Here is a 16,143-nt window from a genome sequence, read left to right as displayed (position 1 = left end):
TCCTGCAAAATCCGGGGGCCGCTTTGCGGCCCTTTCGCGACACTAGGCCGCTCCTACAGGTTATGCGATTCCACTGTAGAAGCGGCCTAGTGTCGCGAAAGGGGCGCAAGGCGCCCCCATGCTTTTTTTACACCTGTCAAACCCGGTCCGCCCCTTACGAGGGCAACCACCTGGAGATTCTGCTTCATGTCCCAACCCATCGTCGTCGCGGCGCTGTACAAGTTCGTCACCCTGGAAGACTACGTCGAGCTGCGTGAGCCGCTGCTCAAGAGCATGCTCGACAACAACGTCAAAGGCACCCTGCTGCTGGCCCACGAAGGCATCAACGGCACCGTCTCGGCCACCCGCGAAGGCATCGACGGCCTGCTGGCCTGGCTGCGCAACGACCCGCGCCTGGCCGACGTCGACCACAAGGAATCGTACTGCGACGAACAGCCGTTCTACCGCACCAAGGTCAAGCTCAAGAAAGAGATCGTCACCCTCGGCGTACCCGGCGTGGACCCCAACAAGGCGGTCGGCACCTATGTCGAGCCCAAGGACTGGAACGCGCTGATCAGCGACCCGGAAGTGCTGCTGATCGACACCCGCAACGATTACGAAGTGGCCATTGGCACCTTCAAGGGCGCCATCGACCCGAAGACCGAAACCTTCCGCGAGTTCCCCGACTACATCAAGGCCAACTTCGACCCCAGCAAGCACAAGAAGGTTGCGATGTTCTGCACCGGCGGTATCCGTTGCGAAAAAGCCTCCAGCTACATGCTCGGTGAAGGCTTCGAAGCGGTCTATCATCTTAAGGGCGGCATCCTGAAATACTTCGAGGAAGTGCCTCAGGAAGAAAGCCTGTGGGACGGCGACTGCTTCGTCTTCGACAACCGCGTCACGGTGCGCCATGACCTGAGCGAGGGCGAGTACGACCAGTGCCACGCCTGCCGCCACCCGATCAATGCACAGGAGCGTGCGTCCGAGCACTATTCGCCAGGGGTGAGCTGCCCGCATTGCTGGGACACCCTGAGCGAGAAGACCCGGCGCAGCGCCATCGACCGGCAGAAGCAGATCGAACTGGCCAAGGCCCGCAACCTGCCGCATCCGATCGGTTACAACTACAAAGCCGAGGCTTGATGCATGTCTGCACGCCTGATCTACGTGATGGACCCGATGTGCTCCTGGTGCTGGGGCTTCGCACCCGTGGCCGCGGCCCTGATCGCCCAGGCGCGTGCAGCAGGCGTGCCGACCCGCTTGGTCACCGGCGGCTTGCGCAGCGGCGGCAGCGCGCTGGATAGCGCCACCCGCAAGTACATCCTCGAACACTGGCAAGCGGTGGCCGAAGCCACTGGCCAGCCGTTTCGCTTCGAGGGGGCCATGCCCGACGGCTTCGTCTATGACACCGAGCCGGCCTGCCGGGCCCTGGTCACCGCCCGCGAGCTGGACGCCGAGCGCGTCTGGCCGCTGCTGGCGCTGATCCAGCGAGCGTTCTACGAGCAGGGGGTGGATGTGACCGTTGCTCCGCATCTGGTCGAACTGGCCGAGCAGGCGGGCTTCGACCGTGCCGTGTTCGCCGAGGCCTTTGCCCGGGCCGACACGCGCGCCGCCACTGCGGCCGATTTCGCCTGGGCGCAGGACCTGGGCATCGCCGGTTTCCCGACCTTGCTGGCCGAGCGCAATGGCCAGCTGGCCCTGCTGACCAACGGCTACCAGCCGCTGGAGCGCCTGCAACCCTTGCTCGGCCGCTGGCTGCAGCAGGCCGCCTGTGCTTGATCTGCCTGGGTCACCCGACCCGGTGCCGGGCAAGCCTTGCACGGCGGCCGACCGACTGAGCTGGGCGGAAATCCGCCGCCTGGCCCTGCATCACAAGAAAAACCTCTGGTCCGCCAACCTCATTGCAGTGTTGGCCGCCTGCTGCAGCGTGCCCATCCCGTTGCTGCTGCCGCTGCTGGTGGACGAGGTGCTGCTGGGCCAGGGCGATGCCGCGCTGCAGTGGATGAACCACCTGCTGCCGTCCAGCTGGCAGGTGGCCGCCGGCTACATCGGCCTGATGCTGCTGCTGACCCTGTGCCTGCGCCTGGCCGCCCTGGCGTTCAACGTCATCCAGGCCAGGTTGTTTGCCGGCTTGGCCAAGGACATCGTCTATCGCCTGCGCATTCGCCTTATCGAGCGGCTGAAGCGCATTTCGCTGAAAGAATACGAAAGCCTGGGCAGCGGTACGGTAACCACCCACCTGGTCACCGACCTGGATACCCTCGACAAGTTCGTCGGCGAAACCCTCAGCCGCTTCCTGGTGGCCATGCTGACCCTGACCGGCACCGCGGCCATCCTGATCTGGATGCACTGGCAGCTGGCCTTGCTGATTCTGCTGTTCAACCCGCTGGTCATCTACTTCACCGTGCAGTTGGGCAAGCGCGTCAAACACCTGAAAAAGCTCGAAAACGACAGCACCGCACGGTTTACCCAGGCGCTGGCGGAAACCCTCGACGCCATCCAGGAAATCCGCGCCGGCAACCGCCAGGGCTACTTCCTCGGGCGCCTCGGCCTGCGCGCCCGCGAAGTGCGCGACTACGCCGTCGACTCGCAATGGAAAAGCGATGCCAGTGGCCGCGCCAGTGGCCTGCTGTTCCAGTTCGGTATCGATATCTTCCGCGCCGCGGCGATGCTTACCGTGCTGTTTTCCGACCTTTCGATCGGCCAGATGCTGGCGGTGTTCAGCTACCTGTGGTTCATGATCGGCCCGGTGGAGCAACTGCTCAACCTGCAATACGCCTACTATGCCGCTGGCGGTGCGCTGAGCCGCCTCAACGAGCTGCTGGCGCGTGCCGACGAGCCGCAGTATGCGGCCGCCAGTGATCCGTTCGCCGGCCGCCAGACGGTCGGCATCGAAGTGCGCGACCTGCGCTTTGCCTATGCCGACGAGCCGGTCCTCGAGCACCTCGACCTGTGCATTGCCCCGGGTGAGAAGGTGGCCATCGTGGGTGCCAGCGGCGGCGGCAAGAGCACACTGGTGCAACTGTTGCTGGGCCTTTATAGCGCCCAGGCCGGGACCATCCGCTTTGGCGGTGCCAGCCTGCAGGAAATCGGCCTGGAAACCCTGCGCGAAAACGTCGCGGTGGTGTTGCAGCACCCGTCGCTGTTCAACGACAGCGTGCGTGCCAACCTGACCATGGGCCGTGACTGCAGCGACGAGGCTTGCTGGCAGGCGCTACGCATTGCCCAGCTGGATGGCACCATCGCTGCCTTGCCGCAGGGCCTGGACAGTGTGGTGGGGCGCTCCGGCGTGCGCCTGTCCGGTGGCCAGCGCCAGCGCCTGGCGATTGCCCGCATGGTGCTGGCCGAGCCCAAGGTGGTGATCCTCGACGAAGCGACCTCGGCCCTGGATGCCGCCACCGAGTACAACCTGCACCAGGCCCTGGCGCGCTTTCTCAGCGGCCGTACCACGCTGATCATTGCCCACCGCCTGTCCGCGGTGAAACAGGCCGACCGGGTGCTGGTGTTCGATGGTGGGCATGTGGCAGAGGATGGTGACCATCAGCAGCTGATTGCAGAAGGCGGGTTGTATGCCAAGCTTTATGGGCATCTGCAACAAAGTTGAACTTATACAAAGTCACCGATTTTCTGTCATGAAAAACCCAGCCGCGGCGATGGCATTTGGCCTACGCTGTGCTTGTCTGGGTTGATCTGCGCCTCATCTGCTCTGTGACAGGGACTCCATGAAGGGACATCGCACACTCGAAGCGCCCAAGCTGCTTGGTATCACCTGGCCCTTCATCGCCGTTGTGGTCTTCCAGGTGGCCCTGGGCAGCCTCAGTTTCTATGCGCTCTCGGCGGTGCGCGCCTATGTCGCCGGTGAAAGCCTTTGGTCCAAGGCCCAGAAAGATGCGATCTATTACCTTGACCTGTATGCCGAAACCCGCGACGACAGTACCTACCAGCACTATCGCCAGGCGATCATCGTGCCCCGCGGCGACCAGCGCTTGCGCGAGGTGCTCGACCAGCCCGTCCCCGACCTTGACGCTGCGCGCCAGGCCGTACTGGATGGCGGCAATCACCCCGACGATGTCGAACGGATCATCTGGTTCTATCGCAACTTTCGCAACCTCAGCTACATGCAGACGGCGATCGATTACTGGAATATTGGCGACGATTACCTGGCCAAGCTGGATACGCTGGCCAACGAAATGCGCAGCAGCTTCGCCGCCGGGCCGGTAGATGCCCGTACGATCAGCGATTGGAAGGCGCGCATCGTCGCTATCAATGAAGGGGTCACCCCGGCCTCCAAGGCGTTCAGCGATGCCCTCGGCGAGGGCTCGCGCATGCTGTTGCGGGTGCTGCTGATCACCAACCTGATGACGGCGATGTTCCTGATTGCCATTGCCTGGCGCCGCTCCAGCAAGCTGCTGGCCCAGCGCGAGGCCTTTGCCAGTGCTCTGCAGGTTGAAAAGGAGCGGGCGCAGATCACCCTGCAGGCCATCGGCGACGCGGTGATCACCGCAGATGTAGAAGGCATGATCGGCTACATGAACCCCGCCGCCGAACAACTGACCCACTGGCAGGCCGGCCAGGCCCAGGGCCTGCCATTGTCGGCGTTGTTCAGCCTGGTGGACGAGCAGGCCGAGGAAGATGGCCGCAGCCTGGTCGAGCAGGTGCTCAGCGGCAGCCTCAAAGGCGGCGCCGAGCATCCCCGGCTGATCCAGCGCCTGGATGGCAGTACCGTGTCGATCAACCTGGTCGGCTCACCGATCGTCAACGACGGCGAGGTCAGCGGCATCGTGCTGGTGCTGCACGACATGACCCAGGAACGCCAGTACATCGCCAACCTGTCCTGGCAGGCGACCCACGACGCCCTCACCGGGCTGGCCAACCGCCGCGAATTCGAATACCGCCTGGAGCAGGCACTCAGTGGCCTGGCGCGCCAGGCCGGGCGGCATTCACTGATGTTCCTCGACCTCGACCAGTTCAAGCTGGTCAACGACACCTGCGGGCATGCCGCTGGCGACGAACTGCTGCGGCACATCTGCGCCGTGCTGCAATCCGGCCTGCGGGAAGGCGACACCCTGGCCCGCCTGGGCGGTGACGAATTCGGCGTACTGCTGGAAAGCTGCCCGCCCGAGCAGGCCGAGCGTATCGGCGAGCAGTTGCGCCAGCTGGTGCAGAGCCTGCACTTCGTGTGGAAGGGGCGGCCGTTCGTCACCACCGTCAGTATCGGCCTGGTGCACTTGGCCCAGGCCCCCACCACCCTGGAAGCCTCGCTGCGCGCCGCCGACATGGCCTGCTACATGGCCAAGGAAAAGGGCCGCAACCGTGTCCAGGTGTACCATGCCGACGACAGCGAACTGTCCATGCGCTTTGGCGAAATGGCCTGGATCCAGCGCCTGCACGTGGCCCTGGAAGAAAACCGTTTCTGTCTGTACGCCCAGGAAATCGCCCCGCTGAAAAGCTTCGAAGGCCCGGGCCATATCGAGATCCTGTTGCGCCTGCACGACGAAAGCGGCCGCACCATCCTGCCCAACAGCTTCATCCCGGCGGCCGAGCGCTATGGCCTGATGACCGCGCTGGATCGCTGGGTGGTGCGCAATGTATTCGTGGTCATCCGCCAGTGCCTGGACCAGGGCCGGGAAGGGCCGCTGTCGACCTGTGCGATCAACCTCTCGGGGTCGAGCATTGGCGATGACAAGTTCCTCGAATACTTGCAGCGCCTGTTCGTCGAATACGCCATCCCGCCGCGGATGATCTGTTTTGAAATCACCGAAACCAGCGCGATTGCCAACCTTGGCAGCGCCATCCGCTTTATCAACGAGTTGAAGGGGCTGGGTTGCCGCTTCTCGCTCGATGATTTCTGCGCTGGCATGTCATCGTTCGCCTATCTCAAGCATTTGCCCGTGGATTACCTGAAGATCGACGGGAGTTTCGTCAAGGACATGCTCGACGATCCGGTCAACCGGGCCATGGTCGAGGTCATCAACCACATAGGACACGTAATGGGCAAGCGCACCATTGCCGAATTCGTCGAAACACCCTTGATCGAGCAGGCCTTGCAGGAGATTGGCGTTGATTACGCCCAGGGCTACCTGATTGAACGCCCCCAGGTGTTCACCTGTGACAGTCTGCAGCGCCAACGGATCGCCACCCGGCCTCTGTTGCAGCGGGCACCTGGCACGTTTCGTTAGCTAGTGATCGCAAGGATCAAGGAGCTCAAAGTGATTGATGCATTCGTTCGTATCGGCCCTCTGATGGACCCTGCAAGCTACCCCCACTGGGCCCAGCAACTGATTGAGGATTGCCGCGAAAGCAAGCGCCGGGTCGTGGAGCACGAGTTCTACGCACGGCTGCGCGATGGCCAGTTGAAGCAGTCGACCATCCGCCAGTACCTGATCGGTGGCTGGCCGGTGGTCGAGCAGTTCTCGCTGTACATGGCGCACAACCTGACCAAGACCCGGTATGGTCGGCACCAGGGCGAGGATATGGCGCGGCGCTGGTTGATGCGCAATATCCGCGTCGAGCTCAACCATGCCGACTATTGGGTCAGCTGGGCCCAGGCGCACGGCGTGCACCTGCATGAATTGCAGGCGCAGAACGTTCCGGCCGAGCTGAACGGCCTGAACGACTGGTGCTGGCGCGTGTGTTTCACCGAGAACCTGGCCATCTCCATGGCGGCGACCAATTACGCCATCGAAGGCGCGACCGGCGAATGGTCGGCGGTGGTGTGTTCCAGCGACACCTATGCGCTGGGCTTCCCGGAGGAAGAGCGCAAGCGGGCGATGAAGTGGCTGAAGATGCACGCCCAGTATGACGACGCGCACCCGTGGGAAGCGCTGGAGATCATCTGCACGCTGGCCGGCGAGAACCCGACGCTGGGGTTGCGTACCGAGCTGCGCAGGGCGATATGCAGGAGCTATGACTGCATGTACATGTTCCTGGAGCGCTGCATGCAACTGGAAGGTCGCCAGCAGCGGAGCATGCGCCCGGCGTTGGTGGCGGGCTGAGTGTTGCACCTCTTCGCGGGCTTGCCCGCTCCCACAGGTATGGCGCAGCCTTCAAGGGCCTTGCTGATCCTGTGGGAGCGGGCGAGCCCGCGAAGAGGCCAGCTCAGGCTCACTGGGCGTCGAACGCCTGCCCATTCACCCCTTTGCTGTCCGGCCCCATCAGGTACAGGTACAGCGGCATGATCTGTTCCGGCAGCGGGTTGTTCTGCGGGTTTTCGCTGGGGTACGCCTGGGCGCGCATCGCCGTGCGCGTGGCGCCCGGGTTGATGCTGTTGGCGCGCACCGGCGCCACGCCTTCCAGTTCGTCGGCGAGGGTCTGCATCAGGCCCTCGGTGGCGAATTTCGACACGCCATAGGCCCCCCAGTAGGCGCGGCCCTTGCGCCCGACGCTGCTGCTGGTGAACACCACCGAAGCGTCTTCCGACAGCTTCAGCAGTGGCAGCAGGGTGCTGGTGAGCATGAACGTGGCGTTGACGTTGATGTGCATCACGCGCATGAAGTTGTCACCCGACAGCTGCTCCAGCGGCGTGCGCGGGCCGATGATCGATGCGTTGTTCAGCAAGCCATCGAGGCGGCCGAACTGCTCCTCGATCATCACCGCCAGTTCGTCGTACTGGTGGGGCAGGGCGGTTTCCAGGTTGAACGGGATCACCACCGGTTGCGGATGCCCGGCGGCTTCGATCTGGTCGTAGACCTCGTTGAGGTTGGCCTCGGTCTTGCCCAGCAGCAGCACGGTCGCGCCCAGGGCGGCATAGGCCTTGGCGGCGGCGGCGCCGATGCCGCGGCCGGCACCGGTAACCAGGATGACCCGGCCTTGCAGCAGGTCGGGGCGGGCGGTGTAGTCGAACATTGCGTATTCCCTTTTTATGGCGCGACAGACCGTGTGGGAGCGGGCGCGCCCGCGAACACCGGCAAAGCCGGTGCCATCCACTGCAGTGCCTGCTTCGCGGGCTTGCCCGCTCCCACAGAGTCTGGCGTCAGCCGTTGCTACTCAGCAGCCGCACAGCGCGCTGTCGATCACTTTGCGCAGTTCCAGTGGGTGGTCCACCACCACGTCGGCGCCCCAGTTGTTGGGGTTGTCCTCTGGATGAATATAGCCGTAGCGCACCGCCGCCGTACGGGTGCCGGCATCGCGGCCAGACTCGATGTCGCGCAGGTCGTCGCCGACGAACAATACGCTGGCCGGGTCCAGGTTCAGGGTCTTGCAGGCGAGGATCAGCGGCTCGGGGTCGGGCTTGCTGTTCTTCACGTGGTCGGGGCAGATCAGCAGCGCCGAACGCTCGGCCAGGCCCAGCTGCTGCATGATCGGCTCGGCGAAGCGCACCGGCTTGTTGGTGACCACCCCCCACAGCAGGTTGCCTTTCTCGATGTCGGCCAGCAGCTCGGCCATGCCGTCGAACAGCTTGCTGTGCACCGCGCAGTCGCGCTGGTAGCGCTCGAGAAACTCCAGGCGCAGGGCCTCGAAGCCTTCCGTTTCGGGGCTGATGGCGAATGTGGCGGCAACCATGGCGCGGGCACCACCGGAAATCACGTCGCGGATGCGCTGGTCGTCGATGGCCGGCAGGCCACGCTCGGCGAGCATGGCCTGGCAGATGGCGATGAAGTCCGGCGCCGTGTCGAGCAGGGTGCCGTCCATGTCGAAGAGAACTGCTTGCAAACGCATTCTCATTCCTCGCGCAAGGTCTGGATCATGTAGTTGACGTCCACGTCGCTGCTGAGCTTGTAGTGCTTGGTCAGCGGGTTGTAGGTCAGGCCGATGATGTCCTTGACCTGCAGGCCGGCCACGCGGCTCCAGGCGCCCAGTTCGGACGGGCGGATGAACTTCTTGAAGTCGTGGGTGCCGCGCGGCAGCATCTTGAGGATGTACTCGGCGCCGACGATCGCCAGCAGGTAGGCCTTGGGGTTGCGGTTGATGGTCGAGAAGAACACCTGGCCGCCAGGCTTGACCATGCGGTAGCAGGCGCGGATGACCGAGGACGGGTCAGGCACGTGCTCGAGCATTTCCAGGCAGGTGACCACGTCGAACTGTTCGGGCATTTCCTCGGCCAGGGCTTCGGCGGTGATCTGCCGGTATTCCACCTGCACGCCCGACTCCAGCTGGTGCAGCTGGGCCACCGCCAGCGGTGCCTCGCCCATGTCGATGCCAGTGACCGTGGCGCCACGCAGGGCCATGGCCTCGCTGAGGATGCCGCCACCACAACCCACGTCCAGCACTTTCTTGCCGGCCAGGCTGGCGCGCTCGTCGATCCAGTTGACGCGCAGCGGGTTGATTTCGTGCAGCGGCTTGAACTCGCTTTCGCGGTCCCACCAGCGGTGGGCCAGCGCTTCGAACTTGGCGATTTCGGCGCGGTCGACGTTGCTCATTGAACAGTCCTCTGAAACTTCGCAAAATTGCGCCGGAGTATACCCGAGCGCTCGGCCCCCAGGGTCGCTATAATCGCCGGCTTTTGATATCCGAACGACGGGGAGAGGCGATGCGCGAGCGACTTTTGGCGGCGGAGAAGGTGACCGCGATCCGCTGGCAGGGCGGCGTCCTGCACCTGCTCGACCAGCGCCTGCTGCCGTCGGAGGAGCGTTGGCTGGCCTGCGACAATGTCGCGCAGGTGGCCGCAGCGGTCCGCGACATGGCCGTGCGCGGCGCCTCGGCGATCGGCATCGTGGTGGCCTACGGCCTGGTATTGGCGCTGGAAGAACGCCTGGCCCAGGGCGGCGACTGGGAGATGGACCTGGAAGAAGACTTCCTGTTGCTGGCCGAGGCGCGCCCCACGGCCGCCAACCTGTTCTGGGCGTTGAACCGCATGCGTGAGCGCCTGCAGCGCCTGCGCGCCGACGAGGACGTGCTGGCCGCGCTGGAGGCCGAAGCGGTGGCCATTCATGAAAGCGACCGTGAAGCCAACCTGACCATGGCCCAACACGGCATCGAGCTGATTCGCCGCCACCAGGGCAACGCCCAGACCCTGCTCACCTACGGCAATGCCGGCGCCCTGGCCAGCGGTGGCTTCGGTACCGCGCTGGGGGTGATCCGTGCCAGCTACCTGGAGGGCATGGTCGAACGGGTGTACGCCGGCGAGACCCGCCCTTGGCTGCAAGGCTCGCGCCTGACCGCCTGGGAGCTGGCCAACGAAGGCATCCCGGTGACCCTGTGCGCCGACTCGGCGCTGGCCCACCTGATGAAGACCAAGGGCATCACCTGGGTCGTGGTGGGCGCTGACTGCATTGCCGCCAACGGCGACATGGCCAGCAAGATCGGCACGTACCAGCTGGCGGTCAGCGCCATGCACCACGGCGTGCGCTTCATGGTGGTGGCGCCGAGCAGCAGTATCGATTTCAACCTGGCCACTGGCGAGGACATCCCCCTCGAAGAGCGTGCTGCCGACGAATTGCTGGACATCGGTGGCACCCGGGTGGCGCCGGATGTCGAGGTGTTCAACCCGGTGTTCGACGTGACCCCGGCAGACCTGATCGACGTGATCGTGACCGAGCGCGGTATCGTCGAGCGGCCGGACACCGCCAAGCTGGCGCAGTTGCTGTGCCGCAAGCGGTTGCATTGATATTCGTAGTGCCTGTTCCGGCCTCTTCGCGGGTAAACCCGCTCCCACAGGGATGGCACAAGGCCTGAGGGCGGTGGTGTACCTGTGGGGGCGGGTATACCCGCGAAGAGGCCAGCACAGGCTATAAAAAATCCAGATTTGCCCTCGTGTGAGGCCACCTGCCACATCTCCCCACCGCCCCCGCCTTTGTGATAACATCCGGCAGTTTCCAGGACCGCCTTCCACGGCGGCCTTCATTGCGCAGATCCATGGCACAACTCATTGATTTGTCGTAAGTCGTCGCACCACATGCGCTGCGGCGGCGAGCTTCGTTCGGCCCTTGATGGAGCTGCGAAGTTTCACCAGAAAAAGGAATCAGGCTTCTCATGGGCGAACTGGCCAAAGAAATCCTCCCGGTCAATATCGAAGACGAACTGAGACAGTCCTACCTCGACTACGCGATGAGCGTGATTGTCGGGCGAGCGCTGCCCGATGCGCGTGACGGCTTGAAGCCCGTGCATCGTCGCGTCCTCTATGCGATGAGCGAACTGGGCAACGACTGGAACAAGCCGTACAAGAAATCCGCCCGTGTGGTCGGTGACGTGATCGGTAAGTACCACCCCCACGGCGACACTGCGGTCTACGACACCATCGTGCGTATGGCCCAGCCATTCTCGCTGCGCTACCTGCTGGTCGACGGCCAGGGCAACTTCGGCTCGGTGGACGGCGACAACGCCGCGGCCATGCGATACACCGAAGTGCGCATGGCCAAGCTGGCCCACGAGCTGCTGGCCGACCTGCACAAGGAAACCGTCGACTGGGTACCCAACTACGACGGCACCGAACAGATCCCGGCGGTCATGCCGACCCGTATCCCCAACCTGCTGGTCAACGGTTCCAGCGGTATCGCCGTGGGTATGGCGACCAACATCCCGCCGCACAACCTCGGCGAAGTCATCGACGGCTGCCTGGCGCTGATCGACAACCCGGATGTCACCATCGATGAGCTGATGCAGCACATCCCCGGCCCGGACTTCCCGACTGCCGGCCTGATCAACGGCCGCCAGGGCATCATCGAGGCCTATCGCACCGGCCGTGGCCGTATCTACATGCGCGCCCGCTCCGAAATCGAAGACATCGACAAGGTGGGCGGCCGCCAGCAGATCGTGGTTACCGAGCTGCCGTACCAGCTGAACAAGGCGCGCCTGATCGAGAAGATCGCCGAGCTGGTCAAAGAGAAGAAGATCGAAGGCATCACCGAGCTGCGCGACGAGTCCGACAAGGACGGCATGCGCATCGTCATCGAGCTGCGTCGCGGCGAGGTGCCGGAGGTGGTGCTCAACAACCTGTATTCGCAGACCCAGCTGCAGAGCGTATTCGGCATCAACGTCGTCGCCCTGGTCGATGGCCGTCCGCGCCTGCTCAACCTCAAGGACCTGCTTGAAGCGTTCGTCCGTCACCGCCGCGAAGTGGTGACCCGCCGTACCGTGTTCGAGCTGCGCAAGGCCCGCGAACGCGGCCATATCCTTGAAGGCCAGGCCGTCGCGCTGTCCAACATCGACCCGGTCATCGCCCTGATCAAGGCCTCGCCGACCCCGTCCGAAGCCAAGGAAGCCCTGGTGTCCACCGCCTGGGAATCCAGCGCCGTGCAGGTCATGGTCGAGCGCGCCGGCGCCGATTCCTGCCGCCCCGAGGACCTGCCGGAGCAGTACGGCCTGCGTGAAGGCAAGTATTACCTGTCGCCGGAACAGGCCCAGGCGATCCTTGACCTGCGCCTGCACCGCCTGACCGGCCTGGAGCACGAGAAGCTGCTGGCCGAGTACCAGGAGATCCTTGAGCAGATCGGCGAACTGATCCGCATCCTCAGCAGCGCCGAGCGCCTGATGGAAGTGATCCGCGAAGAGCTGGAAGCCATCCGCGCCGAATACGGCGATGCCCGTCGCACCGAAATCCTCGATGCGCGCCACGACCTCAACTACGGCGACATGATCCCGGAAGAAGAGCGCGTGGTGACCATTTCCCATGGCGGCTACGCCAAGACCCAGCCGCTGTCCGCCTACCAGGCCCAGCGCCGTGGCGGCAAAGGCAAGTCGGCCACCGGGGTGAAGGACGAGGACTACGTCGAGCACCTGCTGGTGGCCAACAGCCACGCCACCCTGCTGCTGTTCTCCAGCCGCGGCAAGGTGTACTGGCTGAAGACCTACGACATTCCTGAGGCGTCTCGCGCCGCCCGCGGCCGCCCGATGGTCAACCTGCTGCCGCTGGAGGAGGGTGAGCGTATCACCGCCATGCTGCAGATCGACCTCGAGGCCCTGCAGCAGAGCGCTGGCGCCGACGAAGAGCTGGAGGACGCGGAAGACACCGTGCTCGAAGGCGAAGTGGTCGAGGCCGAGGAAGTCGACGAAGAAGACGGCGATACCCCTGAGTGGGTGGCCGAGCCGACCGGCGCCTACATCTTCATGGCCACCGCTTCGGGTACCGTGAAGAAGACCCCGCTGGTGCAGTTCGCCCGTCCACGCTCCAACGGCCTGATCGCCCTGAAGCTGAAGGAAGGCGACACCCTGATCGCGGCGGCCATCACCGACGGCGCCAAGGAAGTGATGATGTTCTCCGATGCCGGCAAGGTGATCCGCTTCGCCGAGAGCGTGGTGCGCGAGATGGGCCGTAACGCCCGTGGCGTGCGCGGCATGAAGCTGGGCAAGGGCCAGCGGATCATCTCCATGCTGATCCCGGAATCCGGCGCGCAGATCCTCACCGCCTCCGAGCGCGGCTTCGGCAAGCGTACCCCGCTGTCCAAGTTCCCGCGTCGCGGCCGTGGTGGCCAGGGCGTGATCGCCATGGGCACCAAAGGGCGCAATGGCCTGCTGATCGGTGCCATCCAGGTGCAGGAAGGCGAAGAGATCATGCTGATCTCCGACCAGGGCACCCTGGTGCGGACCCGTGTTGGCGAAGTGTCCAGCCTGGGCCGCAATACCCAGGGCGTGACCTTGATCAAGCTGGCCAATGACGAGACACTCGTAGGCCTGGAGCGTATCCAGGAGCCGTCCGAGGAAGAGCTCGATGATGTGCTCGAGACGGACGAAGAGGGTGTCGCGGCCGAAGCGCCAGACAATGACGAAGCTGCTGGCGCCGAAGAGGCCCCGCAGGAGTAAGCGTAAAACCCGAACGGGGCGACCAAGGTCGCCCCGTTTGCCTGATGAAAGCAGGCAATGCTGAACCCGCCCTGTGGCGGGGCGAGCTTTTTGTAGGAGCGGCCTTGCGTCGCGAAAGGGCTGCAAGGCAGCCCTGGGGGTTCAGCGGCGCTGCAAGACGCCGGGGCCGCTTTGCGACCCGTTCGCGACGCAAGGCCGCTCCTACAAGAGCAGCGCGTGGCCTGTAAGTTAAGAATTTGTTCTATTTGGCAGAGCGAGAGTGGATGTGAGCAAACGAGCCTTTAACTTCTGCGCAGGCCCTGCTGCGCTTCCTGACGCTGTTCTGCAGCGTGCGCAGGCCGAGATGCTGGATTGGCATGGCAAGGGCTTGTCGGTGATGGAAATGAGCCATCGCAGCGACGATTACGTGGCCGTCGCCGAAAAGGCCGAGCAGGACCTGCGTGACCTGCTGTCCGTCCCCTCCAACTACAAGGTGCTGTTCCTGCAGGGCGGCGCCAGCCAGCAGTTCGCCGAAATCCCGCTGAACCTGCTGCCGGAAAACGGCACCGCCGACTACATCGAGACCGGCATCTGGTCGAAAAAGGCCATCGAGGAAGCGCGCCGCTTCGGCAATGTCAACGTCGCCGCCAGCGCCAAGCCCTACGACTACCTGGCCATCCCGGGCCAGAACGAGTGGAACCTGACCAAGAACGCGGCCTACGTGCACTATGCGTCCAACGAGACCATCGGTGGCCTGCAGTTCGACTGGGTGCCCGAAACCGGTGACGTACCGCTGGTGGTCGACATGTCCTCCGACATCCTCTCGCGCCCGATCGATGTCTCGCAGTACGGCCTGATCTACGCTGGTGCGCAGAAAAACATCGGCCCAAGCGGCCTGGTCGTGGTGATCGTGCGCGAAGACCTGCTGGGTCACGCCCGCAGCAGCTGCCCGACCATGCTCGACTACAAGGTCGCGGCCGACAACGGCTCGATGTACAACACCCCGGCTACCTACTCCTGGTACCTCTCCGGCCTGGTCTTCGAGTGGCTGAAGGAGCAGGGTGGCGTCGAGGCCATGGAGCAGCGCAACCGCGCCAAGAAAGACCGCCTGTACGGCTTCATCGACAGCAGCGAGTTCTACACCAACCCGATCAGCCACAACGCCCGGTCGTGGATGAACGTGCCGTTCCGCCTGGCTGACGAGCGCCTGGACAAGGCCTTCCTCGCCGGCGCCGATGCCCGTGGCCTGCTCAACCTCAAGGGCCACCGTTCGGTTGGCGGCATGCGCGCCTCCATCTACAACGCCCTGGGCCTCGAGGCGGTGGAAGCCCTGGTGGCCTACATGGCCGAATTCGAGAAGGAGCACGGCTGATGTCCGAGCACGAACTGAAGGCGCTGCGCGTGCGCATCGACAGCCTCGACGAGAAGATCCTCGAGCTGATCAGCGAACGTGCCCGTTGCGCCCAGGAAGTGGCCAAGGTCAAGACCGCCTCGCTGGCGGAAGGCGAAAAGCCGGTGTTCTATCGCCCCGAGCGTGAAGCCGCCGTGCTCAAGCGCGTGATGGAGCGCAACAAGGGGCCGCTGGACAACGAAGAGATGGCGCGCTTGTTCCGCGAAATCATGTCGTCGTGCCTGGCCCTGGAAGAGCCGCTGAAAATCGCCTACCTGGGCCCAGAAGGCACCTTCACCCAGGCCGCGGCCATGAAGCACTTCGGCCACGCGGTGATCAGCCGGCCGATGGCGGCCATCGACGAAGTGTTCCGCGAAGTGGCGGCCGGTGCCGTCAACTTTGGCGTGGTGCCGGTGGAAAACTCCACCGAGGGCGCAGTCAGCCATACCCTGGACAGCTTCCTCGAGCACGACATGGTGATCTGCGGCGAAGTCGAGCTGCGTATCCACCACCACCTGTTGGTGGGCGAGAACACCAAGACCGACAGCATCACCCGCATCTACTCCCATGCCCAATCGCTGGCGCAGTGCCGCAAGTGGCTCGACGCGCACTACCCGAACGTGGAGCGCGTGGCGGTGTCGAGCAATGCCGAGGCGGCCAAGCGGGTCAAGGGCGAGTGGAACTCGGCGGCGATCGCCGGCGACATGGCGGCCAACCTGTACGGCCTGACTCGTCTGGCCGAAAAGATCGAAGACCGCCCGGACAACTCCACGCGCTTCCTGATGATCGGTAACCAGGAAGTGCCGCCGACCGGCGACGACAAGACCTCGATCATCGTGTCGATGAGCAACAAGCCAGGTGCCTTGCACGAGTTGCTGGTACCGTTCCACCAGAACGGTATCGACCTGACCCGTATCGAGACCCGTCCGTCGCGCAGTGGCAAGTGGACCTACGTGTTCTTCATCGACTTCGTCGGCCACCACCGTGACCCGCTGATCAAGGCGGTGCTCGAGCAGATCAGCCAGGAGGCTGTGGCGCTGAAGGTGCTGGGGTCGTATCCGAAGGCGGTGCTTTGATTTGAGAGGGTTGGGGCCGCTTCGCGCCCCATCGCGACACAAGGC

General features: G+C 64.2%; 12 protein-coding genes. 9 read left to right on the top strand and 3 right to left on the bottom strand.

The features are described 5' to 3' along the window. Positions 1–186 precede the first annotated feature (186 nt). The 5 genes from trhO (at position 187) to JKP78_RS16935 (ending at position 6,971) form a co-directional block, all read left to right on the top strand. A complete protein-coding gene (trhO, locus tag JKP78_RS16955; protein WP_170028795.1) occupies positions 187–1,119 on the top strand; it encodes an oxygen-dependent tRNA uridine(34) hydroxylase TrhO in 933 nt (310 codons plus the stop codon). A gap of 3 nt (positions 1,120–1,122) precedes the next feature. Beyond that, the gene (locus JKP78_RS16950; protein WP_200627039.1) at positions 1,123–1,755 is read left to right on the top strand and encodes a DsbA family protein; all 633 of its coding nucleotides are present in this window, start codon (positions 1,123–1,125) and stop codon (positions 1,753–1,755) included. Next, positions 1,748–3,580 (top strand): ABC transporter ATP-binding protein, encoded by a 1,833-nt coding sequence (locus tag JKP78_RS16945; protein ID WP_200627038.1) that lies wholly within the window; start codon positions 1,748–1,750, stop codon positions 3,578–3,580. Before JKP78_RS16950 ends, JKP78_RS16945 begins: the two co-directional genes overlap by 8 nt. Positions 3,581–3,698: 118 nt before the next feature. Beyond that, complete coding sequence (locus tag JKP78_RS16940; protein ID WP_200627037.1) at positions 3,699–6,155, top strand: EAL domain-containing protein; 2,457 nt, start codon at positions 3,699–3,701, stop codon at positions 6,153–6,155. Between the two features lie 30 nt (positions 6,156–6,185). Further along, positions 6,186–6,971, top strand: a complete 786-nt coding sequence (locus tag JKP78_RS16935) for a TenA family transcriptional regulator (protein ID WP_170028799.1) — start codon at positions 6,186–6,188, stop codon at positions 6,969–6,971. A 109-nt stretch (positions 6,972–7,080) separates the two neighbouring features. Here JKP78_RS16935 and JKP78_RS16930 read toward each other — a convergent pair whose 3' ends face one another. From JKP78_RS16930 to ubiG, 3 genes are all read right to left on the bottom strand, one after another. Further along, on the bottom strand, positions 7,081–7,821 hold the full coding sequence (locus tag JKP78_RS16930; protein WP_170028800.1) for a YciK family oxidoreductase: 741 nt from the start codon (positions 7,819–7,821) through the stop codon (positions 7,081–7,083). A gap of 141 nt (positions 7,822–7,962) precedes the next feature. Next, entirely contained in the window at positions 7,963–8,634 is a 672-nt protein-coding gene (mupP, locus tag JKP78_RS16925) for an N-acetylmuramic acid 6-phosphate phosphatase MupP (RefSeq protein WP_200627036.1), read from the bottom strand. A 2-nt stretch (positions 8,635–8,636) separates the two neighbouring features. After that, entirely contained in the window at positions 8,637–9,335 is a 699-nt protein-coding gene (ubiG, locus tag JKP78_RS16920; protein WP_025338098.1) for a bifunctional 2-polyprenyl-6-hydroxyphenol methylase/3-demethylubiquinol 3-O-methyltransferase UbiG, read from the bottom strand. Positions 9,336–9,445: 110 nt separating this feature from the next. Between ubiG and mtnA the strand changes: the two genes are divergently transcribed. The 4 genes from mtnA to pheA all read left to right on the top strand — a co-directional run bounded on the left by mtnA (position 9,446) and on the right by pheA (position 16,098). Then, the gene (mtnA, locus tag JKP78_RS16915; protein ID WP_170028802.1) at positions 9,446–10,522 is read left to right on the top strand and encodes an S-methyl-5-thioribose-1-phosphate isomerase; all 1,077 of its coding nucleotides are present in this window, start codon (positions 9,446–9,448) and stop codon (positions 10,520–10,522) included. Positions 10,523–10,887: 365 nt separating this feature from the next. After that, positions 10,888–13,653: a DNA gyrase subunit A gene (gene gyrA, locus JKP78_RS16910; protein ID WP_170028803.1), complete on the top strand. Its 2,766-nt coding sequence runs from the start codon at positions 10,888–10,890 to the stop codon at positions 13,651–13,653. A gap of 265 nt (positions 13,654–13,918) precedes the next feature. After that, entirely contained in the window at positions 13,919–15,004 is a 1,086-nt protein-coding gene (serC, locus tag JKP78_RS16905) for a 3-phosphoserine/phosphohydroxythreonine transaminase (RefSeq protein ID WP_200627035.1), read from the top strand. After that, positions 15,004–16,098, top strand: coding sequence for a prephenate dehydratase (pheA, locus tag JKP78_RS16900; protein ID WP_013971453.1), 1,095 nt, complete (start codon positions 15,004–15,006; stop codon positions 16,096–16,098). The genes serC and pheA overlap by 1 nt, the downstream gene beginning before the upstream one ends. The last annotated feature ends 45 nt before the right edge of the window (positions 16,099–16,143 follow it).

It is taken from the genome of Pseudomonas sp. LAM2023, assembly GCF_016620375.1.
Lineage (GTDB): Bacteria > Pseudomonadota > Gammaproteobacteria > Pseudomonadales > Pseudomonadaceae > Aquipseudomonas > Aquipseudomonas anuradhapurensis.
The sequence above is the reverse complement of the archived record's forward strand: the minus strand, read 5'-3'. Positions and strand labels throughout refer to the sequence as shown.

Coding starts and splice junctions, on each gene's coding strand:
- gyrA (WP_170028803.1), top strand. CDS start 10,888: ATGGGCGAACTGGCCAAAGAAATCCTCCCGGTCAATATCGAAGACGAA.
- ubiG (WP_025338098.1), bottom strand. CDS start 9,335: ATGAGCAACGTCGACCGCGCCGAAATCGCCAAGTTCGAAGCGCTGGCC.
- mtnA (WP_170028802.1), top strand. CDS start 9,446: ATGCGCGAGCGACTTTTGGCGGCGGAGAAGGTGACCGCGATCCGCTGG.
- pheA (WP_013971453.1), top strand. CDS start 15,004: ATGTCCGAGCACGAACTGAAGGCGCTGCGCGTGCGCATCGACAGCCTC.
- JKP78_RS16940 (WP_200627037.1), top strand. CDS start 3,699: ATGAAGGGACATCGCACACTCGAAGCGCCCAAGCTGCTTGGTATCACC.
- mupP (WP_200627036.1), bottom strand. CDS start 8,634: ATGCGTTTGCAAGCAGTTCTCTTCGACATGGACGGCACCCTGCTCGAC.
- JKP78_RS16950 (WP_200627039.1), top strand. CDS start 1,123: ATGTCTGCACGCCTGATCTACGTGATGGACCCGATGTGCTCCTGGTGC.
- trhO (WP_170028795.1), top strand. CDS start 187: ATGTCCCAACCCATCGTCGTCGCGGCGCTGTACAAGTTCGTCACCCTG.
- JKP78_RS16930 (WP_170028800.1), bottom strand. CDS start 7,821: ATGTTCGACTACACCGCCCGCCCCGACCTGCTGCAAGGCCGGGTCATC.